This window comes from Rhodococcus sp. Leaf233 (genome assembly GCF_001426165.1).
In the GTDB taxonomy this organism is placed as follows: domain Bacteria; phylum Actinomycetota; class Actinomycetes; order Mycobacteriales; family Mycobacteriaceae; genus Rhodococcoides; species Rhodococcoides fascians.
In genome coordinates, this window is the sequence record NZ_LMRO01000012.1 from 204,780 (window position 1) to 225,736 (window position 20,957).

At 66.0% G+C, this 20,957-nt stretch carries 18 protein-coding genes; 9 read left to right on the plus strand and 9 right to left on the minus strand.

Annotated elements, in window-relative coordinates:
- Nucleotides 1-40 precede the first annotated feature (40 nt).
- Nucleotides 41-1,591 carry a hypothetical protein gene (locus ASH04_RS20635; RefSeq protein WP_057474407.1) on the minus strand — a complete coding sequence of 517 codons (1,551 nt, stop codon included), beginning with the start codon at nucleotides 1,589-1,591 and terminating at the stop codon, nucleotides 41-43.
- The gene (locus ASH04_RS20640) at nucleotides 1,588-2,673 is read right to left on the minus strand and encodes a hypothetical protein (RefSeq protein ID WP_156394621.1); all 1,086 of its coding nucleotides are present in this window, start codon (nucleotides 2,671-2,673) and stop codon (nucleotides 1,588-1,590) included. The genes ASH04_RS20635 and ASH04_RS20640 overlap by 4 nt, the downstream gene beginning before the upstream one ends.
- Nucleotides 2,674-2,899: 226 nt before the next feature.
- Between ASH04_RS20640 and trmB the strand changes: the two genes are divergently transcribed.
- The 3 genes from trmB to ASH04_RS20655 are packed head-to-tail and all read left to right on the plus strand — an operon-like array spanning nucleotide 2,900 to nucleotide 7,764.
- The gene (trmB, locus tag ASH04_RS20645; RefSeq protein ID WP_370878763.1) at nucleotides 2,900-3,676 is read left to right on the plus strand and encodes a tRNA (guanosine(46)-N7)-methyltransferase TrmB; all 777 of its coding nucleotides are present in this window, start codon (nucleotides 2,900-2,902) and stop codon (nucleotides 3,674-3,676) included.
- A gap of 14 nt (nucleotides 3,677-3,690) precedes the next feature.
- Nucleotides 3,691-4,377, plus strand: a complete 687-nt coding sequence (locus ASH04_RS20650; protein ID WP_228139387.1) for an NYN domain-containing protein — start codon at nucleotides 3,691-3,693, stop codon at nucleotides 4,375-4,377.
- A complete protein-coding gene (locus ASH04_RS20655; RefSeq protein WP_032392099.1) occupies nucleotides 4,378-7,764 on the plus strand; it encodes an MMPL family transporter in 3,387 nt (1,128 codons plus the stop codon).
- A gap of 119 nt (nucleotides 7,765-7,883) precedes the next feature.
- Here ASH04_RS20655 and ASH04_RS20660 read toward each other — a convergent pair whose 3' ends face one another.
- The 3 genes from ASH04_RS20660 to ASH04_RS20670 form a co-directional block, all read right to left on the minus strand.
- The gene (locus ASH04_RS20660) at nucleotides 7,884-9,797 is read right to left on the minus strand and encodes a DUF2339 domain-containing protein (RefSeq protein WP_082519360.1); all 1,914 of its coding nucleotides are present in this window, start codon (nucleotides 9,795-9,797) and stop codon (nucleotides 7,884-7,886) included.
- Between the two features lie 75 nt (nucleotides 9,798-9,872).
- Nucleotides 9,873-10,523: a DUF1707 SHOCT-like domain-containing protein gene (locus tag ASH04_RS20665; protein WP_032367103.1), complete on the minus strand. Its 651-nt coding sequence runs from the start codon at nucleotides 10,521-10,523 to the stop codon at nucleotides 9,873-9,875.
- Between the two features lie 21 nt (nucleotides 10,524-10,544).
- Complete coding sequence (locus tag ASH04_RS20670) at nucleotides 10,545-11,657, minus strand: glycosyltransferase (protein WP_057474409.1); 1,113 nt, start codon at nucleotides 11,655-11,657, stop codon at nucleotides 10,545-10,547.
- 110 nt (nucleotides 11,658-11,767) lie between these two features.
- Between ASH04_RS20670 and ASH04_RS20675 the strand changes: the two genes are divergently transcribed.
- Nucleotides 11,768-12,157 (plus strand): hypothetical protein, encoded by a 390-nt coding sequence (locus ASH04_RS20675; RefSeq protein ID WP_027495362.1) that lies wholly within the window; start codon nucleotides 11,768-11,770, stop codon nucleotides 12,155-12,157.
- A 3-nt stretch (nucleotides 12,158-12,160) separates the two neighbouring features.
- Here the strand turns inward: ASH04_RS20675 and ASH04_RS20680 are convergent, their stop codons facing one another.
- The 4 genes from ASH04_RS20680 to ASH04_RS20695 are packed head-to-tail and all read right to left on the minus strand — an operon-like array spanning nucleotide 12,161 to nucleotide 15,482.
- Nucleotides 12,161-12,379 carry a hypothetical protein gene (locus ASH04_RS20680; RefSeq protein ID WP_032367104.1) on the minus strand — a complete coding sequence of 73 codons (219 nt, stop codon included), beginning with the start codon at nucleotides 12,377-12,379 and terminating at the stop codon, nucleotides 12,161-12,163.
- A 37-nt stretch (nucleotides 12,380-12,416) separates the two neighbouring features.
- Entirely contained in the window at nucleotides 12,417-13,043 is a 627-nt protein-coding gene (locus ASH04_RS20685) for a response regulator (protein ID WP_027495360.1), read from the minus strand.
- Nucleotides 13,044-13,078: 35 nt separating this feature from the next.
- Nucleotides 13,079-14,248 carry a MacS family sensor histidine kinase gene (macS, locus tag ASH04_RS20690; protein ID WP_057474410.1) on the minus strand — a complete coding sequence of 390 codons (1,170 nt, stop codon included), beginning with the start codon at nucleotides 14,246-14,248 and terminating at the stop codon, nucleotides 13,079-13,081.
- Nucleotides 14,235-15,482, minus strand: coding sequence for an AI-2E family transporter (locus tag ASH04_RS20695; RefSeq protein ID WP_371828769.1), 1,248 nt, complete (start codon nucleotides 15,480-15,482; stop codon nucleotides 14,235-14,237). Before ASH04_RS20695 ends, macS begins: the two co-directional genes overlap by 14 nt.
- Nucleotides 15,483-15,555: 73 nt before the next feature.
- Between ASH04_RS20695 and ASH04_RS20700 the strand changes: the two genes are divergently transcribed.
- The 5 genes from ASH04_RS20700 (at nucleotide 15,556) to nhaA (ending at nucleotide 20,907) form a co-directional block, all read left to right on the plus strand.
- Complete coding sequence (locus ASH04_RS20700; RefSeq protein ID WP_032367437.1) at nucleotides 15,556-17,031, plus strand: adenylate/guanylate cyclase domain-containing protein; 1,476 nt, start codon at nucleotides 15,556-15,558, stop codon at nucleotides 17,029-17,031.
- Between the two features lie 9 nt (nucleotides 17,032-17,040).
- Nucleotides 17,041-18,174, plus strand: a complete 1,134-nt coding sequence (locus ASH04_RS20705; protein ID WP_057474411.1) for a TIGR00374 family protein — start codon at nucleotides 17,041-17,043, stop codon at nucleotides 18,172-18,174.
- Nucleotides 18,175-18,286: 112 nt separating this feature from the next.
- Nucleotides 18,287-18,838 (plus strand): YceI family protein, encoded by a 552-nt coding sequence (locus tag ASH04_RS20710; RefSeq protein ID WP_032367108.1) that lies wholly within the window; start codon nucleotides 18,287-18,289, stop codon nucleotides 18,836-18,838.
- Nucleotides 18,839-19,081: 243 nt separating this feature from the next.
- The gene (locus ASH04_RS20715) at nucleotides 19,082-19,456 is read left to right on the plus strand and encodes a DUF3054 domain-containing protein (RefSeq protein ID WP_057474412.1); all 375 of its coding nucleotides are present in this window, start codon (nucleotides 19,082-19,084) and stop codon (nucleotides 19,454-19,456) included.
- A gap of 134 nt (nucleotides 19,457-19,590) precedes the next feature.
- Nucleotides 19,591-20,907 carry a Na+/H+ antiporter NhaA gene (gene nhaA / locus ASH04_RS20720; protein WP_032400529.1) on the plus strand — a complete coding sequence of 439 codons (1,317 nt, stop codon included), beginning with the start codon at nucleotides 19,591-19,593 and terminating at the stop codon, nucleotides 20,905-20,907.
- Nucleotides 20,908-20,957: the final 50 nt, after the last annotated feature.

The following is a 20,957-nucleotide window of genomic DNA, read 5'->3' on the forward strand; positions in this document are numbered from 1 at the left end:
GGTCCCTGTTCGCCGCCTGCGAACCTGTTCGGACGTGCACCTACCCGCTTCGACGCATCGGCGCGCCGATCGGTTCCGGATCGCCGGGAGAGAATTCGACGGGCTTCGACGGCACGACCGAGTCGCGCCCGGACCCGCGAAATCGCTCCAGCCCGCGCTCGAGTGCAGCCAGATCCCGATCGCAGGCCGAGAGCAGCGCCGATCTGTGATCGGCGAGCGTGCGAAGCTCGGCATCGATTTCGGCCAGCGACAGATCGATACGTGCCGCCGCCTCCCGGTCCGCCGAGGTCAACGCCGACGCGAGTGCGGACTCGGCATCGAGAATGCGAGAGAGCAGCCGCTGTTCCACGTCCGATTTCACGCGAGCCAGACTTTCCTGGGTCCAGCCGCGAAGGTGCGCACGGTCGGCGACGAGTGCGCGTGAGCGGGTCAACCACCACGCGATCGCGGCACCGATGGCCAGTGAGACGATCGTGTTGGCGACGGCCAAGGTAGGAATCAGAGCCAGGGGCGAAACGACGAGCCGACCCAGTCCCACCCCCGCCGAGGCCCCCAGTGCAACCATCAGGACGTCCTCGATCCCGCGGCGCCTGGTCGGTTCGCCGATGTCGATCTCACCGCCTGCAGTACCGGATTCGGGCACCGTGTCGGCGAGCCCGAGTTCGACTTCCACGACGCGGAGACCGGTGGACAATGCAGCGTCGGCGCGTGCTCGAACTGCCTGTACGGATTCGGCGAGGTGCCCGGGCAGATGGCCGAGTTCGGCCCGCCGCGATCCCTCTATCGTCTGCCGTACCTGCGCGCCGAGCATCCGAACGTCCTCGGCCGCAGCGTGAACACAGTCGACCCGAAGCCGTTGAATACGGTTGTGCAGCAATGCTCGTCGGTCACCACCGAGATGTTCGCGTGCACCGAGCAACCGCGCCCGCCTGGCACGCAGAGGGGCGGTGTCACCACCTCCGGTCACTGCGCGAGCTTCGGCCACGATGGCGGCCTTCGCCTCTGCGGCAGATTCCTGCACTGCAGCAACGTATTTGCGCTGTGCCCCTACCGCCGCGGCCTGCATCAGCAATGCGTCGATTCTGTCGGCGACCGCCCCGAAACCCGACTCCGCGAACACGGCAGCATCGCCAATCTCCCTACCGGCTCGTGCCAACCGTGCCGAGACCGGATGAACGGAGTGTTCCACCGCACGCGGCACACGCTCGGCGACGATCTCGATATCGGCGTCGACCACCTCGCGCCACCGGCGATGCACATCGACCTTGTTGACCACCAACACAACCGGTGTCGACTCGAAGGCAGGACGCCAGCGCTCGACGTCGGCACGGCCGACCGGAGCCGACGCGTCGACGACGATCACGACCACCGCGGCCTCCTCGATCGAGTCGGCGAACCCGATCTCCGCGCCGTCGCGCCGGGTGAGCAGATGGCACATCTCGGTCTTTCCGGATGCTGCGGTGCCGGTGACGTGAATGCCTGCAGGTCGGCTGCTGCGTGCACGATCGATGCGTACAAGGGATTCCGAGTTCCGTCGACGCAGAACGCCTTTCAGATCGTCCGGCAGCGGGAACCGGTTCGGATCGGTCACGGTCGGAGCATCCGCACATAACCGCGGCACAGGGCCAGGGCGGAGCGCCGGACGGCGTCGTCCTCCGAGGTGGCGGCACACCGCTTCCACACCAATGCCTGCTCCAGCAGGGCCCGCTCCGAGCCCGTCTCGATCGGTACCCCCAATCGCGCTGCAGCACAGCGCATATCGGCAGCCACCGCCTCGTCCGAAGCCAGATACGATTCGACGGCACCTCGAACGTCTCGGTGACGGGCGGATATCTGCAGCAGTTGTTCGTGCAGGTCGTCGTCGCGGGCCGTCGCAGCAGCCGAGACAGCATCGGACACGACCGTCGTCACGGCGTCGACCCCGGTGGCCTCCCACAGCTCACGCAATACATCCGCGTCGGACACTTCGCTACGCCGCCGGAGCGCATCGACGAGTAGGGCGAGACCGCGTAATTCCACCCGGTCCAGCAGTGCCTCTCGGCGCGGCGTCGAGAGCGGAATATCAGCACTCCCAAACCGATCGACCGTCATCAGATCCCCAGTACGCAGCGCACCGGCCGCGACGGCCCGCACATCGGCCATGTCCACAGCGGAGCCTCGGTCCGCGCCGCCCAGGCCCGCTGCAACAGATCCCATCACCGGCAGCACTTTTCGCCCCAGTTGCTCGGATGCCGCTGCGGCTGTCGCCGCGGGTTCGTCGAGAGTGTCGGCCTTGTTCAGCAGGATCACGGTGTGTGCCGGCGGTCCGCCGGGTCGAGCGGACAGGAAGGTGATGTCGTCCGGGGACACGGCACCGGCCAGCACGTGGACGAGAACGTCGATATCGGATGCGGTGCGGCTCTGCCGCACCTCCGCGGCACGCGGGACATCGGCCCATCCGCTCTCGTGCAACCGGACCTCGAACCCGTCGGTATGCAGTCGCGAGGCAGCGAGCACCGAGACAATCACCGACTTCCCGACTCCGACGCGGCCGGAAACGTGCACCTTCAGCGGCCGCAGACGCCGCTCGACAGCATTCTCGACAGCCTTCCGGCCTGCGCCGGCCCCGGCCGCGTCCACCTCTTCCGAGCGCACACGCAATCGACCCAGACCTGCCTCGGCACCGTCCATCATCGATCCCCCCGGAAACGACCCACCGAACGGCCACATCGAGATGTGCGATCGGCTCGTCGAGCACGATCGGCCACGTGGCCCGCAGCCCCCTGCTGCGGCACCGATTCTGGCACACGACGGCCGTTCCGGACGGGCCGTCGAGAATTACACCGTTGTAGTTATAGGACGTGGCCCTACCGCTGATCAGCGATGGAACAGCAAGTCTCAACTTCAACTCGAGACCCACCTGTCACACACTCCGCCGATGCGCGACAATGGACCGGTGAACGAGCCACAGGACACCTCTGCCGACACCGGAGACAACTCGGTGCAGACCCAGGAACGGGGCTCGCGGCTGTACCCCAGAGTGACCAGTTTCCGCTCCCGCCGCGGAGCGCTGACCGACGCTCAGCAGAGCACCTGGGACAACCTGTGGCCACGCATCGGCCGCGATGTCGCCGACGAGCAGATCGACATCGACGCCTGGTTCGGGCGCAGCGGTCCGGCGATTCTCGAGATCGGGTCGGGCACGGGCACGGCCACCACGGCAATGGCGATGGCCGAGCCGCACGTCAACCTCATGGCCGTCGAGGTCTACCGACCCGGGCTCGCGCAGACTCTGCAGCAGATCGAGCGCGAGAACATCGAGAACGTCAGGTTGTTCCGCGGCGACGCGATGGACGTCCTCGAGAACATGCTGACCTCGGAGTCCTTGACCGGCGTCCGCGTCTTCTTCCCCGACCCGTGGCCCAAGGTGCGCCACCACAAGCGTCGTCTCCTGCAGGGCCCCACGTTCGCGATGATCGCGGATCGCCTGAAGCCGGGCGGCGTTCTGCACGTGGCCACCGATCACGCCGAATACGCTGAGTGGATTGCCGAGGCCGGGAACGCCGAGCCCGGTCTGACCGTTCTCGATTGGGAGTCGCCCATGACGCACGAGCGGCCGGTGACCAAGTTCGAGGGCAAGGCCCAGCAGGTGGGCAGCTCGGTGACGGAATTGATCTGGGGAAAGAAGACAGCATGAGCGTCAGTACGGACATGCCCGACACCGTGATCGATCCCGCCGAGCTCGGGGCGATCGGTGAGTCCCGCCACAGCAAGCGAGTCCTGCTCGTGTGGGATGCACCCAACCTGGACATGGGTCTCGGCGCGATCCTGGGTGGCCGGCCCACCGCCGCCTACCGCCCACGATTCGATGCGCTGGGCCGATGGCTGCTCAGCCGCACCGCCGAACTGTCCACCTCGGGCACCGCGACGCTCGAGCCCGAGGCAACGGTGTTCACCAATATTGCACCCGGCAGCGCCGACGTCGTCCGCCCCTGGGTCGAAGCATTGCGTAACGTGGGCTTCGCGGTGTTCGCCAAGCCCAAGGTCGACGAAGACAGTGATGTCGACGCCGACATGCTCGACCACATCGACTTCCGCAACCGTGACGGCGGCCTCGCCGGTGTCATGGTCGCGTCCGCCGACGGTCAGGCGTTCAAGGGGCCGTTGGAGGCCATCGCAGCAACCGGAGTACCCGTTCAGGTACTGGGATTCCGGGAGCACGCAAGCTGGGCTGTCACGTCGGACATCCTGGAATTCCTCGACCTCGAGGACATTCCCGGCGTCTTCCGTGAGCCACTGCCTCGGGTGAGTCTCGATTCGCTCCCCGACGAGGGCGCGTGGCTGCAGCCCTTCCGACCGCTGTCCGCCCTGCTCGTCGGGCGCCAAGGAGTTTCTTAAGTGTTCGCCAGATGGGGAGACATCGTCTACCGCCTGCGGTACACCGTTATCGGTGTCATGGTGGCCGGGCTGTTGGGCTTCGCTGCCTACGGTCTCGATCTCAACAGCCATCTCAGTCAGAGCGGTTGGGACGATCCGACCTCGGAATCGGCCCAGGCTGCCCGTCTGGCGGACACGACGTTCGGACGCGACAAGCAGGGTGACGTCATCGTCCTCTACACCGCGCCCGAGGGGTCGTCGATCGACGATCCGGAATTCCAGTCGAAGGTCGTCTCGAGCCTCGAATCGCTCCCCGTCGACCATCCCGACCAGATCGAGAAGGTCAACGGCACCTACTTCAAGGTGCCCGGCGCACCCAACCTCGCAGCTCTCGGTACCAACGACAAGCAACATGCCATCGCCAGCATCGCGATGAAGGGTGCCGACGACACCGAACTGACCAACAACTTCCAGGCCGTCAAGGACGCCTTCTACATCGACGGCGTCGACGTGCAGGTGACCGGTCTTCAGGCCGTGGCCGGCGCACTGCAGTCGACGATGGCAGGCGACATCCACCGCATGGAACTGCTGGCGATCCCCGCCGTCGCGGTCCTGCTGTTCTTCATCTTCGGCGGCGTCGTCGCCGCGGCGCTCCCGCTGATCATCGGCGGTCTGACGGTGGTCGGAGCCAACGGCATCGTCAAGGTGTTCACCAACTTCACCGAGGTCAACTCGTTCGTCGCGCCCGTGGTCTCGCTCGTCGGACTCGGGTTGGCCATCGACTACGGACTGTTCATCGTCTCGAGATTCCGCGAGGAACTCGGTGACGGACATACGACGCCGCAGGCCGTGCGCCGTACCGTCATGACGGCGGGTCGCACCGTCGTGTTCTCCGCGACGATGATCGTCGCCTCCCTCGGTGGCCTGCTGCTGTTTCCGCAGGGCTTCCTGAAATCCGTCGCATACGGATCCATCGCCACCGTCGCGCTCGCAGCGCTGACGGCCATCACGATCCTGCCCGCGATGCTCGCCATCCTCGGCCCACGCGTCGACGCCCTCGGTCTGAAGTTCATGCGCAAGACCAAGTCGAGCGAAGAGATCGAGAACGGCATGTGGGGCAAGCTCACCCGCTGGGTGATGCGCAACCCCGTCAAGGTCACCGTGCCCATCGTGCTCGGATTGGTCCTTCTGACGCTGCCCGTCGGCAACATCAAATTCGGTGGCATCAACGAGACGTACCTACCGCCGGACAACGTCACCCGCGTCGCGCAGGGAGAGTTCGACAGCCTGTTCCCCGGCCAGCGCACCGAACCCATCAAGATGGTCATCGAGGGCGCGCAGGGTCCGACGCTCGGCGCGATCACCACGCAGGCGAACAACGCTCCCGGATTGATCGAGAAGTTCACTCCCGTCGGTGCCAGCAAGGACGGCGTCATCGTCTTCAAGGCCGGGTTGACCGATCGCAACGACTCGAAACCGGCCATCGACTTCCTCCGCAGCATCGACGTGCCCGACGGCGCGACGGTCATGATCGGAGGTACCCCGGCAATCGAGCAGGACTCGATCAGCGCACTCATCGACAAGCTGCCACTGATGGCCGTGCTGGTGGTGTTCATCGTGACGATGCTGATGTTCCTGACGTTCGGATCGCTGGTGCTGCCGATCAAGGCGGTGCTGATGACCGTCCTCGGCCTCGGTGCCACCATGGGCATCCTGACGTGGATCTTCATCGAGGGTCACGGGGCGGGGCTGATGAACTTCACCCCGGGGCCGATCATGGCTCCGGTGCTGGTGCTGATCATCTCGATTGTGTTCGGCCTGTCCACGGACTACGAGGTGTTCCTACTCTCCAGAATGGTCGAGGCACGCGAAAAGGGTGCCAGCACAAGCGAAGCCATCCGCATCGGAACCTCGCATACCGGACGCATCATCACCGCGGCGGCACTGATCCTCATCGTCGTCACCGGCGCGTTCGCGTTCTCCGATCTGGTGATGATGAAGTACATCGCCTACGGCATGATCGCCGCTCTCATCATCGACGCGACGCTGATTCGCATGTTCCTCGTGCCCGCCACGATGAAGCTGCTCGGCGACGACTGCTGGTGGGCTCCGCAGTGGATGAAGCGCATTCAGCGCAAGCTCGGCCTCGGCGAGACCATCCTCGAAGACGAGCTGCTGCCCACCGGAGACGTGCCCGAACTCGCCCTCGCGGGCGGCGCACCCTCGTCGACCGTCGCACCCCCGATGCGTCCGACACCGCGCCGCGGTGAGCCCCTCACCGAACCCATCCCGGTGGTGGCACCGCACGGAGGCGGACCGATCCGTGCCACGCACGCCGCGAAGGAAGAGTCGCGTCGAAGTGTGACCGGCCGGCCGGCGACGCCACCCGAGCCGACCCGCGCGGCACCGACCACTCCCCCGAAGCAGGCTGAGCCCCAGCCCGATTCGGTGCAGCCGTACTCGTCGCAGGCCTACTCGCCCCAGGCTCGCCCGTCGCAGGCTTACTCGCCGCAGGCACCCGCGGCGCGTCCCACTCCGCCGCGTCCTGCCGAACCGCGCCCACCCGTATCCGGGCCGACTCGGGCGCAGCAGGTTCCGCCGCGTCCGCACGTCGAACCCGAACCGACTCAGGCAGCGGACGTCGTTCGACCCGCTCCCCCGAGTGCCGCACCCGCACCGGCACCAGCACAGTCGCCTCAACCGCCGAGTGCACCCCCGAGCCGCACCCGTAGCACGCGAGCGGGACGGGCCGAGGAGCCGGATTCGCGATCCATCGAAAGCTGGCTGGCCGATCTGCGAGCCCCGAGCGCATCGCAGGCACCACGGCCGAGCACTCCGCGAAGCGAGTCGCTCACCAACGGCTCCCACGGTTCTGACAGCCACACCTCGAATGGTCACGGCTCGAACGGTCACGGCACCGGTGCCAACGGGTCGTCGTCCAACGGCTCGACCGCCAACGGGGCTGCTACCAACGGAGCAGCTTCGAACGGAGCAGCTTCGAACGGAGCCGACGAGCACGGCACCAACGGCTCGCATACCGGTGCCCACGGCGGCACAGCTTCCGGACGCAACGGTTCCGGGCGAAACGGCAACGCCGACAACGGGTCCGAACGCCGTGGCTCGAACGGAAACGGCATCGACCGCAACGGTTCGTACAGCAGCGGTTCCAACAGCAGTGGTTCCAACAGCAGCGGTTCCGACCCCCGCACCTCGGAACGACATGACACCGAAAACAACGGCAACAGTGTCGGGGCCAGTTCGGAATCGGATCGCGAGGAGAAGCCGTCAGGTCGTCGTGCCGCTCCATCCACCGAAGGCGGGGACAGTGGCCGCCACCGCGGCGGCGACAACGGCCAGGTGCTCAGTGTCAGCGAACTGTTGGCGCGGGAGCGCAACCGCTCACGCTGACGCCAGTCGTCACAGCCGGGCGGCGCCCCTCCCCCCGCAACGCGTGAATGAACCACTGCACCGTCGAGACGTGTGCGCAGTGGTCCATTCACGCAGTGGGGATCAGGAGGCAGCGGGGGTCAGGAGGTGACCGCTCCCTCTCGGTCCGCGAATACCTTGGCGTATCGGGTCCCCGCGATCAGCAGCAACAAGCCGACTGCGATGAAGGCGATGACGCGGAACAGGCCGTCCAGGGCGACGAGGTCGAACAGGAACAGTTTGGCGATGGAGGCGGCGGTCAGAGACAGTCCGGCCAGCAGTGCCAGGTGAGCGTGGGCAATACTCCGTAACCCGAAGGCCAGCAGGGCGAATGCTGCGATCATCCACTCGATCGTGGCGGCGGTGTGCCCGGCGGTGAATCCGGTGGTGTTGCCGCCGATCGAGGTTCCCAGGCTCACGGTGGCCGAGGTGAGGCCGTACAGGGCGAGCACTCCGGAGACGATGGCCAGGGTCTGCATTCCGTCGTCGATGAGTTTCAGTTCGGTCAGGACATAGGCGAACGCGAATGCTGTTGCAGCGAGCAGTATTCCGCCGATAATGATGCCCGCATTCCCGGCAGCGTGATCGGAATCCAGGAGAGCCTCCGGCGGGGAGATCGAGACGAAGGTCAACGCACCGATCACACCGAACGCGCTTCCGATCAGGTACGCCAACGACGAGCGGGTGCGGTGGGCCGCGGCGAACAGCGCCAGGGCAACCGCGAACAGCACTACCGGACGCACGTCGACCGTCGTCGATTCGACTGCGGCCTGCAGCATTGCCACGGCACCGATGATCGAGACCGTGATGCGGGCATGCGCCGGTAGCCAGTGCACCAGCAACACGATCACCAGTGCCGCGGCCACCAGAACCAACTGCACGGTCACGGTGGTCCACCGATCGAACACGCTCGCCGAGATCAACAGCGGCAGCGCAGCCAGAGCCGTCATGACGGTGGCCACCACGTCGGAGACGTTGCGGCGCAGCAGTTCCAGAGACATGCTCATCCCGGACGCAGCCACCAGCAGGACGACGAGAAGCAGTCGATAGTCGGTCGGTTCGGACAGGTCGGTGCCGACCAGCGCTATCAGGACCGTGCCGACGAGGGGAAGGGTTCGGACGATCTGCAGCAGCGGCCAATCACGGCCGATCTGGGCCGGGAAGCTCGCAATGTACGTGGCGATGAAGAACGCGATCAGGGCCAGGGTCGGACCGTCGGTCAGGATGGGGCCACACGCCGCGACTCCGGCGAGAATCAATACCGCCATCGGCTGCGACTTCCACTGCACTGCGAGAGCTGTTCCCGCAGCGGCGATTCCGAATGCAGCGATCAGGCCGATCACCGGATCGAGCCAGCCGTACAGGACGGACGTTGCCAGAACGTCGAGGTACAGACCCGCAATACCCGTAGCGGCCAGCGAAATTCCGCCGACGCGTCCTCCGGACCGGCCGAACACCCGCACACCGGCACCGATCAGGGCGAGGGAGAACACCCCGCCTGCGGCGACGCGCAGGGGCGGCCCGAACCAGCCGGCCTGTGCGGCCAGAACCAGCAGCATCACGACGCCGACGAGCGTGACACCCGCGCCTGCGACGGCGAGCAGGCGACTGATGACGCCGTCTCGTTGCCACCACGGCTCACGGGGCGGAGCGGGTGGCCGCGGCGCGACCACCGGCCCTCGCAACGGCGGGGCTGCCATGGACCGGCCGACCGCAGGAGGCGGCGTGACCGGAGGTGCCGACACCGGGCCGCGCGCGGCATAGGGCTGCTGCGGTGCAGGCATCTGGGGCGCCGAGAACGTCTGCGGAGGGACGGTCGGCACATACGACCGCGGCACCGGCTGTGGCCTGGCGGGAGCCGAAACGGTCACGGAAGTGGGTGCAGTACCGAGCTGCGACTGCAATGTTTGCAGGTCGACGGCCACCTGACGCATGTGGTCGCCCAGGGAATCGAAGCGGCTGGACAGGCGCGCGACGAGTTGCGGGTCCAGCCCGGAGTTCTGGGAAGAAGTCATGGGATAGATCCTGCGGGCCGCGCGGCTCGATAGCCTGAGTAGTGCTACTCGGATCCCTCGAGTAGTCCAGCCCGACTATCCGAAAATTTTACGGAACGAGCTACCGAAGGGGTGCTTGACGGTGAGGGAACCGAAGCGGACCTTCCCGGTGAGCACCACGTGCAGCGGTCCGTACGGCGGGCCGGTGCGCACCTTGTTGGTGACGGTACCTGCGACGGCCTCGGCACCGTTGACGTCGGCGGTGGCTTCGGTCGGGAGGATCACGGTGACCGAGCTGCAGTAGTCGTCGACGTGGATGTCGACGACCTGGCTGACCATGACGGCCTGCGTGAAGTCGAGTGTCACCGACGACAGCCGCGTCACCACGTTCAATCGGCGCGGCACGTTCCACGGGCCTTTGCGGGTGATGGTGGACATGCTGCCGCGCACCGTGTCCGGGGTACCGCCACCGTGTCCCCAGTGCTCCTGCACGACGCGGCGCGGCGTCGGTTGTGGGGTGGGATCGGCGAAGGGTTTCGGCGACGGGAGGTGCTCGCCGGCGATCTGCATGCCCGGTAGATCGGCGAGTACCGAGTTCAGTTCGCCCCGGGTCTTCGACGCCAGAGCGGTGTCCATTCTTTCGGTGAACTCACCGAGCGACAACATGCCTTGGCCGACTGCTCGTTGCAGCAGCTGCCCGACGTGCTCGCGTTCGGCATCGGACACTCGCAGATCCCTTGCCTCCATGGGCCCAGGGTAGCGAAGTTCTCAGGCGGCGTGCCCGCGGAGAACCGACAACATTCCGTGTACCGATGCGGGCCAGCCGAACTCTTCGGCGCGTATTCTCGCCGCGATCCGGCGTCCGTCGGCCGGAAGTCGAAGCAGCCGTTGGATTTCCGCTGCGAAGCCGTCGGCGGTGTTGATCGAGGATCCACCGCATTGCGGGGTGACGATCTGGGCCAGTGCCGAGGTTTCGGAGACGACGACGGGTGTGCCCGCGGCGAGCGATTCCAATGCCGCGAGGCCGAATGTCTCGTGCGGTCCCGGCGCGAGAGCGATGTCGGCCGAGGCGAGCAGCTCGGCGACGGCCGACCTGCCGTCGACGAAGCCGAGGAAGTCGACGGGCAGCCCGCGGGCACGTCGTTCGAGGCCCGCTCGTCGGGGGCCGTCGCCGGCAATGACCAACCGAGCCCGCATACCCGAATCGCAGAGCGCGGCAAGCGAATCGATACTGGTCTCGACATGCTTTTCCACCGACAGTCGGCCGCAATGGACCAGCAGCCGGTCGGCGCTACCCAGCCATGCCGAGCGCGCGCCGGCTCGGCGTCGTCGGGGATGGAACAGCTCGAGATCGACGCCGAGCGGTACCCGATGGACGTTGGGTGTTCCGATTCGATCGAATTCCTGCTGCGCGAACTCGGTGGTGCAGACGACGGCGTCGTACGACTCGGCACTGCGTCGGTTGGCCGCGTCGGCGAGGGGCCGGGCGTATCGCATCGGCATCGTCTGAGCCAACAGACGGTCGAGGCGCTCGTGAGAGATCATCACGCTGCGGATGTCGCGCCGCGACGCCCACCTGCCCATTCCGCGCAGGGTCAGCCGGTCCGACACTTCGATCACGTCCGGACGTAGACCCGACGCGATCGAGGCCACTCGCCGCGGGTCGGCCACACGGTAGCCGCCGGTGAACGGAACTTTCGGTGCCGGCACCTCGACGCGCGTCACTCCCGACTGCAGCGTCGTCTCACTCCACCGGGCACCCGGCACGATCAGCGTGACGTCGTGACCAGCGGCCACGTAGCCCGATCCCAGCTGATCGACGGCCGTCCGCAGACCGCCGGACCGCGGCCCGTAGAAGTTCGCCAGTTGAACGATGCGCACCTGCTCAGTCTCTCCAGCCGGACGTCCACCCGATGCCCCGGCGGTGGATGGTGACCGAACGTTCGGCGAATATCCGTGTGGAGACGGCTACCAGCGGGTAGGTGAGGGCTATGCGAGTGACACTGCAATCCACCGGAGACGCCCCGGCACCCGAGGTCTGGGAGCGTTACATGGACCCGACGGTCTGGAAGACCTGGGCTCCGCAGATCATGGGCGTCGAATACCGCGGTGAACGCCTCGACTCCGATACCTCCGGCCGAGTGCTGGGGCCGTTGGGGGTGCCGATCGACTTCGAGGTGCACTCGGTGGACGAACACTCGTGGACGTGGGCGTGGTCGGCATGGTTCCAGAACAGGGCCATCGGCGTGGATCTGACACACGGAGTCGTCTCACGACCCAGTGGAACGAGGGCGTGGATCACCATCGACGGCCCGTTGCCGCTGGTTCTGCCCTACCTGCCGATCGCCAAATTCGCGCTCGGCAGGCTGTGTGCCCAGTAGGGGCTACTCGGACCGGGTGACGGTCTTCTCGTCGCTCTTGTCGGCCACTTCGGTCGGCTCGGGCGTCGGAAGCTCGGACTCCTCGCCCGACCCGTCCAGATGGCCGTCGAATTCATCGATGGCCTCGGCGCGCTCGTCGCCGGTCTGATCCTGGTCGGCGTCGACGCCCTTCGTGTGCTCGGCCGGATCGACTGTCGTGTCCACTGCTTCGTTGTCGGTCATGGGGTCAAGAGTGCCCGTCGGGCCGGGTCGCAAACCCCTACAGACCCTTTTCGATGGCGTACCGGGTCAATTCGACGCGGTTGGCCAGCTGCAGTTTTCGCAGTGTCGCCTGCACGTGGTTCTCGACCGTCCGGTGGCTGAGCGTCAAACGGGTCGCAATCTGCTTGGCGCTGAGCCCTTTTGCGACCAGTCTGAGCACCTCGGTCTCGCGCTCGGTCAACGTGGGGCGGGTATCGGACTCCGGCTCCGGTGACGACGACATCCGCCGGAATTCGCCGAGAACCAAACCAGCCAGACCCGGGGTGAACACCGCTTGTCCGGCTGCGGTGGCGCGGACGGCGTCGAACAGCTCCTCCGCCGATGCGCTCTTGACCAGGTAACCCGTCGCACCAGCTTTGATCGCGTCGAGCACGTCGCTGCGTTCCGCCGATGCCGAGAGCACCAGAATCGTGGATTTCGGGGACGCGTCCAGCACTGCGACGGTGGCATCGGCACCGTTCCCGTCGGGCAGATGCATGTCCATGAGGACGACGTCGGGAGTGGTCGCTCGGGCGCGGCGTCCGGCCGCGGCTACTCCGTCCGCGGTGGCGACCACCCGAAATCCGGCGGCCTCGAGATCCCGGGCGACGCCGTCACGCCACATGGGGTGATCGTCGACGACCATCACCGCGATCTCGGCGTTCGGATTCTCGTCGCCGGTCATCTCGCTCCTCTCGTTCGCGGAACCCGAATTTCCCATTCGGTGCCCTCGCCCTCTCCGGTGTCGAGTATCGCAGTACCGCCGAGAGATTCGACCCGGCCGAGGATGGACTTCGAGACGCCCATCCGGCCCTCGGCCTCGGCGGCGGCGAGCCGTCCGGCGGGTATTCCGCGGCCGTCGTCACGAATGCTCAGGATCAGCTCTCCGTCGACGTCTTCGAGCAGTACGTAGGCCTTCGCATCGGCACCTGCGTGAAGTTCGACGTTGGACAGGGCAGTGGTCACGACGGCAGCGAGCTCGTCGGCGACGTCGGATTCGACGAGCACCGGGTCGGCGGGAGTCGACACCGAGATCGACGTGCCGGCCTGGGTGCGCAGCAGGGCGCGCACGTCGACGATCGATCCGGTGTGATCGTCGCGCGGAGCCGACTGTTCGGAGATCAGCACGCGCAGAGCGACTTCCTGCTCACCGGCGAGCTCGGCGAGTTCGGCTGCCGGCCCGCCTATTTCGAGACCTCGACGGCGAACGAGGGCCAGCACCTGCAGAACCCCGTCGTGCACCTGTCGGGCCAGCCGCTCACGCTCCTCGGTGATCGCGGCCAACCGTGCCGCACTGCGCAATTCCTCGTGGGCGCGCCGGGCTGTGTTCGACGCCAATCCCAACGCGAGCCCGGCCGACAGCAGCACCGGGGCGGTGGCGTCGGACCACAGGTCGGTGTCGAACCGGTCCCGTACCAGGGCACTGACCAACGACATCACCACACCCGAGGCGATACCACCCTTGGGCCCCAACAGAATTGCGGCGGAGATGACGGCGTTGGTGGCCCACAGGGTGGTGGGCAGGGTCTGGCGGGTGCTGTACCAGTCGTAGTCGGCCACCAACCGCGTCGACGCCATCAGGGCGATCACGATGATCTGATCTGCGAGCACCACCTGCCAGCGCGGCAGGGTGGCCCGCGAGAGCAGGAGTGCCGAAGCTCCGGACCATACGGCCATCAGGGCGACCAACGCCCAACTCAGCCGCGGGTTGGTGTAGTTGTCGACGGTCGCAGCCTGATAGCTGACGGCGTACACGAGAGTGACCAGGCGGAAGGCCTGCGAGGCCCGCCACAGCGGGCTGTCGGGATCGGCCGAGTTCAGCGTCGGCCGCACTCGGTCAGTCGTCCGCATCGGTTTTCGGGTCTGCAGTGTTCAGCTCCCCCTTGGCAAGTCGATCGGGCTCGGACGAACCGGGAGGGGTGTCCGGGTCGCTGGGTTCGGCCGAGTACAGCGTGTCGCTGACATCGAGTTCCTCGTACACCTCGTCGGGGTCGTCGGCGAGCAGCGACCGGACGGCGGTGTTGAGCACCGCAACGATCGGGACCGCCAGCAGGCCGCCGACGATGCCCGCGAGCAGAATGCCGACGGTGATGGACAGCACGACGGCCAGTGGGTGCAGCCGAACGGCGCGGCCGAGCAGAAGTGGCTGCAGCACATGGCCTTCGAGCTGCATGACCGCGATCACGATGCCCAGGGTGATGACGGCGGTGATGAGCCCCTTCGTCACCAGGGCGATGAACACTGCGACGAATCCGGTCAGCACGGCACCGATGATCGGAATGAAGGCGCCGATGAACACCAGTGATGCCAACGGAAGTGCCAGCGGTACACCGAGAATGGCGAGTCCGGCTCCGATGCCCACCGCGTCGGCTGCGGCGACGGCCACCGTCGCGCGAACGTATCCCACGAGCGATCCGAAACCTTGGATGCCGGCTGTGCGAATCTTTCTGCGCGCCTTCGTCGGTGCGAGCCGGGTGACGAACTGCCAGATCTGATCACCGCCGTACAGGAAGAAGATCAGCGTGAACAGCGTCAGCAGCGCCCCGGTCAGAATTTCGCCGATCACCGTCGCCGTGGTCAACGCCCCGCTGGTGACGGCCTCCTGGTTGTCCTGGATGACCTTGACCAAATTGTCGGTCGCCTGCCGAATCTGGTCTTCGCTGATGTGCAGCGGCCCGTTGCTGAGCCACTCCTCGACACTGTTGATCGATTGGGTGAACTGATCGCCCACCTGCGGCAGCCCCTCGATGAACTGCTCGACGATGAACGTCATGATTCCGGCGACGACGCCGATGCTGGCGATGATCACGATGATCACCGCGGCGACACGCGGCACTCCTCGGCGCTGCATCCAATCGACGATCGGCACCAGCAGAGCGGCCGCCAGCAGCGCCAGACCCAGCGGGATGACCACCGTGCTCAGTTTGGCGATCACATAGGCAAAAGTGATGAATCCGGCAAACAGGACCAGCAGTCGCCACGTCCATTCCGCCCCAACCCGTACCAGCGGATGCACCGAATCTGCGGCCGAAGTGAGGCGCGGGGACGCCCCCGTACCTTGCGCCCGCAACTCGTCGGTGCTCACCCGCTAAATTTAACCTGTGCTGGCATCTTTCCGAGCGGTCTCGCTCACCCTGAAGAGTCGCTGGCCGCTCTATATGCTCTCGATGCTCATCGCCAATGTGTTCGGTGCAGTGCTCGTATTCGCCTTCGTTCGCTACGGTCTGCCCATTCCGGAGTCGCAATCGATCGTCGCCGATCGCGTCCGCAACGTGTACATCTTCGGTGCGTATCTGGGTGTTGCCCTGGTGGTCAGCCTGATCTACGCGTACACACTGCTGCGCTCGGTCATCAGGTGGCAGCTCCGCGGCGGCCCGCCCACCCGCAAGGAACAGATGACGACGCTGCACGCGCCGCTGCGTCAGGCCATCGTGCACCTGATTCTGTGGATCATCGGCGGCATCATCTTCGTGCTGCTGACCATCGCGGAGATGCCGTCGCTGTCCATCGCCGTCATCGTCACCGTCGGCATGGCCGCCACCGTCACCTTCGGTTTCACCTACATGCTCGGCGAACGCATTCTGCGCCCGGTCGCAGCACTCGCACTGAGCGAAGGCCGTTTCGACCGCACGATGACGCCCGGCGTCGGTACCCGCATGGCCATGACGTGGGGACTGGGCACGTTGATGCCCGTCATCGGCATCATCTTGCTGTGTGCCACCCAGCTGACGACCGACCTGGTGTTCTCGCCGAACGCGCTGGCCGTGGCCATCATCCTGCTCAGCGTGCTGGCCATCGTGCAGGCCTTCGTCCTGTCGATGCTCACGGCGAGCCAGATCTCCGACCCGATCAGCCAACTGCACAACGCCATCGAACGCGTGCAACGCGGCGAGACCGACGTCGAGGTCGACGTGTTCGACGGCAGCGAGATCGGTCGCCTCCAGGTCGGCTTCAACCGCATGATGGAGGAATCCGCCGAGCGACGCGTCCTGCGTCAGCTGTTCGGCCAGCACGTCGGCGAGGACGTGGCGCGTCGAGCACTGCAGTTCGGTACCGAGCTGGGCGGCGAGACACGATTCGTCGCCGTGCTGTTCGTCGACATGGTCGGATCCACCGCCACCGCGTCGGAACGCCCGCCGAGTGAGGTCGTGGTGTTGCTCAACGAGTTCTTCCGGGTGGTCGTCGACGTCGTCGGACGCCACCACGGCTTCGTCAACAAATTCATGGGCGACGCGGCGCTGGCGATCTTCGGGGCACCGCTCGACCGTCCCGACGCTCCCACCGCGGCCCTGGCCGCGGCGCGTGAACTGCGTTTCGCTCTGGACGAGATCACCGGACTCGACATCGGCATCGGGGTGTCGGCGGGACTGGCCGTCGCCGGCAACATCGGCGCGTCCGAGCGCTTCGAGTACACGGTCATCGGAGACCCGGTCAACGAGGCGTCGCGGCTCACCGAACTGGCGAAACTGCGGCCCGGACGCGTTCTGGCATCCACCTCGGCCCTGTACTTCGCCGACGACGAGGAGCAGGAACAGTGGGAGTTGGGCGACCAGGTGCAACTGCGTGGCCGACGACGGGCAACCCACCTGGCCTGGCCGGTGGAGTATCCCGACTCCTCCTCGAGTGACGGTTAGTCTGACAGGATGCCCGACCCCAGCTCGACCAGCGGACCCGCAGTGCGGCGCCCGCGAAACCGGCTGAGATGGGTCAAGTGGATCGCCGCAATTGCCCTGGTCGCTCTGCTGGTGGGCGAGGCGATCTACCTGTGGCCACGGCTGCACGAATCCTGGACAGCAGTACGAGAAATCCATTGGGGCTGGCTGGCTGCGTGCGTATTTGCCCAAGCCGTGTCGCTCAGCGCGTTCGGCCGAGTCCAGAAGCAGCTGCTCGACGCGGGCGGCGTGCAGGTGCGGCAACGCAAGTCCGTGGCCGTCATCTACGGCAGCACCGCAATGTCGCTCACTCTGCCCGCCGGCCAGGTGTTCTCGACGGCCTTCACCTACCGCGAGACCCGACGCTGGGGTGCGAGTCCGGTTGTCGCCTCCTGGCAGCTCGCCATCTCCGGCGTCATCGCCGCAGCCGGGTTGGCAGTGCTCGGCGTTGCCGGCGGACTGGTGGTCGGTAGTTCGTTCAATACCTTCACCGTGGTGCTCCCGATCATCGGCGTCATCGCGATCGTGGCCGCTGTCCGATACATCTCGAACCACCCGGAGTCCATCAAACAGTTCGCCCGCTGGGGTCTGCGCAAGTACAACGCGTTCCGCAACCACGATCTCGACGCCGGAGCCGAGGCCATCGACAAGGTCATCGGCCAGATCCAATCCGTACAGCTCGGCAAGCGGGACGGCGCGCTCACACTGTCCTGGTCGGCCGTGCACCGGCTCGCGGACGTCGCGTGCCTGGCGTTCGCGTGCTTCGCCGTCGGCGCAGATCCACGACTGTCCGGGCTGTTCATCGCATTCGCGGCGGGCAAGGCCGTCGGATCCGTCCCTCTCGCACCCGGTGGCCTGGTGGTCGTCGACGCCACCCTCATCGCGTTCCTGACCAGCGCCGCGTCCATCACCGCATCTCAGGCAGTGGCGTCGGCCCTGGTCTATCGCGGGGTCAGCTTCATCTTGGTCGCCATCGTGGGGTGGATCGTGTTCCTCGTCCTGTTCCGTAAGCACCAGCACGCCGATCTGGAATTCGACATCGCCCTCGAGCGGCAGGAGACCTCCGATCTCGGCCGAGCCGCCGAGCACGATCGCGACTCCAAAGGCGATCCGGAGACCGCCTAGCCCCGTGCTGTTCGGTATGGCATCCGTCACTGGTCGTTCACCCGGAATATATACGGACCCCGGTCCGCTTGTGTACTATGAGTTTGAAACTTCAACCCAACAAGGAGTCCTCATGACCACCGCCATCGCGCTTCCCGAGCTGACCGCAGGCACCTGGGCCATCGATCCCACCCACTCCACCGTCGGATTCACCGTCCGCCACCTGGTGGTCAGCAAGGTCCGCGGCCGCTTCCAGAACTTCAGCGGCACCGTCACCGTCGCCGCCGACGGCACCCCGTCCGTCGACGCCGAGATCGACGTCACCTCGATCACCACCGACAACGAGCAGCGCGACGGCCACCTCAAGACCGCCGACTTCTTCGAGGTCGAGAAGTTCCCGACCGCGACGTTCAAGTCCACCTCGGTCAAGGCCGACGGCGGAGACTTCGTCGTCACCGGAGACTTCACCCTCCACGGCGTCACCAAGTCCATCGACCTCAAGCTCGAGTTCAACGGCGTCAACGCCGGCATGGGCAACGGACCGGTCGCAGGCTTCGAAGCCAGCACCACCATCAACCGCAAGGACTTCGGCATCAGCATCGACATGCCCCTCGAAGGCGGCGGCGCAGTGGTCGGCGACAAGATTGTCCTGAACCTCGACATCGAGGCCGGCCTCCAGGCGTAAGTTTCACCCCCTCTACTCCTTCCGGATTGACCCCTCGCCTTCCGGATTCACCCCTCCCCTTCCGGATTCACCCCTCCCCTTCCGGATCACCCCTCCCCTTCCGGATCAATGCGCCTTTGTTGCAGTCCAACCGACTGAAACCCACATTGATCCGGACCTGGGGGCGAGATCCAGTGGCATCGAACGGCCCGCACCTGCACTCGTAGGCGCGGGCCGTTCGCGTCGGTGTCCTACAGTGGGTCCGTGAAGTTTCGTTCCCCGGCCGTCGCTGCCGTCCTCGATCTCGTCATGATCGTGCTGTTCGCCGCGATCGGCCGTCGCAGTCACGACGAAGCCACCGCGCTGTCCGGCCTCTTCCACACCGCGTGGCCGTTCGTCGTCGGTGCCGCTGTCGGCTGGATCGCTACGTTCGCTCTGTACCGCAACAAGTTCGACGCGTTCCTCATTGTTCCGACGGGCATTCTGGTGTGGGTCACCACGGTCGTCGGAGGCATGATCCTGCGCACGGCGACAGGTCAGGGAACCGCTACCGCGTTCATCATCGTTGCGACGATTTCCACCGCGGTTCTGCTGCTCGGTTGGCGCGCGATCGCCAGATTCATTCCCTCGGCTCGGTGACAGGGACCTTTTCGCGATAGGATCATTCACGGTGCGCCGGGAAGTCTGGTCGGCAATAGTTCTGTGCTGCGCACATGTCCGTCGACTCGGCGGACGCGCTCAGCACGACGTTGCTACCGAAAGGCGTTGTTCCCGTGTCTGATTCACCGATTCCCAAAGAGAGATTGCCGCTGTTCTCTCGCGGTTCCTGGTCCGAGGCCGACCGCATCGCACAGGTCTTGCGCAAAGAGACCGTCGGCGGCGCATTGCTTCTCGTTGCCACCGTGGTCGCGCTCGTGTGGGCCAACTCGCCGTGGTCCGCCGCCTACGACACATTGATGAGCACTCGCGTCGGGCCGTCGGCCCTGCATCTCGATCTGACTCTGTCGACGTGGGCCGCCGACGGGCTGTTGGCCATCTTCTTCTTCGTCGTCGGACTCGAACTCAAACGCGAGTTCGTTGCCGGTGATCTGCGCGATCCGGCACGCGCCGCATTGCCGGTGGCCGCTGCTGTCGGCGGAATGGTCGTTCCCGCAGTCATTTTCGTGCTGTTCAACCTCGGCACCGGGGATGGCGCTCTGCTCGGCTGGGCCATTCCCACCGCGACCGATATCGCGTTCGCGGTGGCCGTTCTCGCCGTGATCAGCACGCATCTGCCGACAGCGCTGCGAACCTTCCTGCTGACTCTGGCCGTGGTCGACGACCTTTTGGCCGTCAGCGTCATCGCGATCTTCTACACCGACGACATCAACTTCATCGCCCTCGGCCTGACGCTGATCCCGCTCGCGCTGTTTGCGGTCGCCGTGCAGATGCGCGTCCGCTCGTGGTGGGTGCTCATCCCCCTGGCCGTGGTGACGTGGGTGCTCATGCACGAGTCGGGTGTCCACGCCACCGTCGCAGGCGTTTTGCTCGGCTTCGCCGTCCCGGTGATCCGGAGCAAGGCGAACGGCGGCCCCGATGCGGGCCCCGGTCTCGCCGAGCATTTCGAGCACAAGATCCGACCCATCTCCGCGGGTATCGCGGTGCCGCTGTTCGCCTTCTGTGCAGCCGGTGTGACCGTCGGCGGCTTCTCCGGCCTGGCCAGCGCACTCACCGACCCGATTGCCATCGGCATCATTGCCGGCCTCGTCATCGGCAAGGCCATCGGCATCTTCGGCACCACCTACCTGGTCTCGCGCTTCACCCGGGCGACGTTGGACGCCGGCTTGAAATGGCTCGACGTCTTCGGCGTCGCGATGCTCGCCGGTATCGGTTTCACGGTGTCGCTGCTGATCGGCGATCTGGCATTCGGTGAAGGAACAGAGCGCGACGATCACGTGAAGGTCGGTGTGCTGACCGGTTCGATCGTTGCCGCAACCATCGCGTCGATCATTCTGCGTACCCGCAACAAGGCGTACCGCGACTTCTACATCGAAGAGACGCGGGACGACGACCACGACGGAATTCCGGACGTGTATCAGCAGAAGAAGTAGACCGCGGCCGACATCTAATCTGTTGCCACTGGTGTAGGGCCTCTACAGTT

What these genes read in the sequence shown, in the direction of transcription:
- ASH04_RS20640 (WP_156394621.1), bottom strand. Translation starts at nt 2,673, where the DNA reads ATGATGGACGGTGCCGAGGCAGGTCTGGGTCGATTGCGTGTGCGCTCG.
- ASH04_RS20650 (WP_228139387.1), top strand. Translation starts at nt 3,691, where the DNA reads ATGCCCGACACCGTGATCGATCCCGCCGAGCTCGGGGCGATCGGTGAG.
- ASH04_RS20660 (WP_082519360.1), bottom strand. Translation starts at nt 9,797, where the DNA reads ATGACTTCTTCCCAGAACTCCGGGCTGGACCCGCAACTCGTCGCGCGC.
- ASH04_RS20665 (WP_032367103.1), bottom strand. Translation starts at nt 10,523, where the DNA reads ATGGAGGCAAGGGATCTGCGAGTGTCCGATGCCGAACGCGAGCACGTC.
- ASH04_RS20675 (WP_027495362.1), top strand. Translation starts at nt 11,768, where the DNA reads ATGCGAGTGACACTGCAATCCACCGGAGACGCCCCGGCACCCGAGGTC.
- ASH04_RS20680 (WP_032367104.1), bottom strand. Translation starts at nt 12,379, where the DNA reads ATGACCGACAACGAAGCAGTGGACACGACAGTCGATCCGGCCGAGCAC.
- ASH04_RS20685 (WP_027495360.1), bottom strand. Translation starts at nt 13,043, where the DNA reads ATGGTCGTCGACGATCACCCCATGTGGCGTGACGGCGTCGCCCGGGAT.
- macS (WP_057474410.1), bottom strand. Translation starts at nt 14,248, where the DNA reads ATGCGGACGACTGACCGAGTGCGGCCGACGCTGAACTCGGCCGATCCC.
- ASH04_RS20700 (WP_032367437.1), top strand. Translation starts at nt 15,556, where the DNA reads ATGCTCTCGATGCTCATCGCCAATGTGTTCGGTGCAGTGCTCGTATTC.
- ASH04_RS20705 (WP_057474411.1), top strand. Translation starts at nt 17,041, where the DNA reads ATGCCCGACCCCAGCTCGACCAGCGGACCCGCAGTGCGGCGCCCGCGA.
- ASH04_RS20710 (WP_032367108.1), top strand. Translation starts at nt 18,287, where the DNA reads ATGACCACCGCCATCGCGCTTCCCGAGCTGACCGCAGGCACCTGGGCC.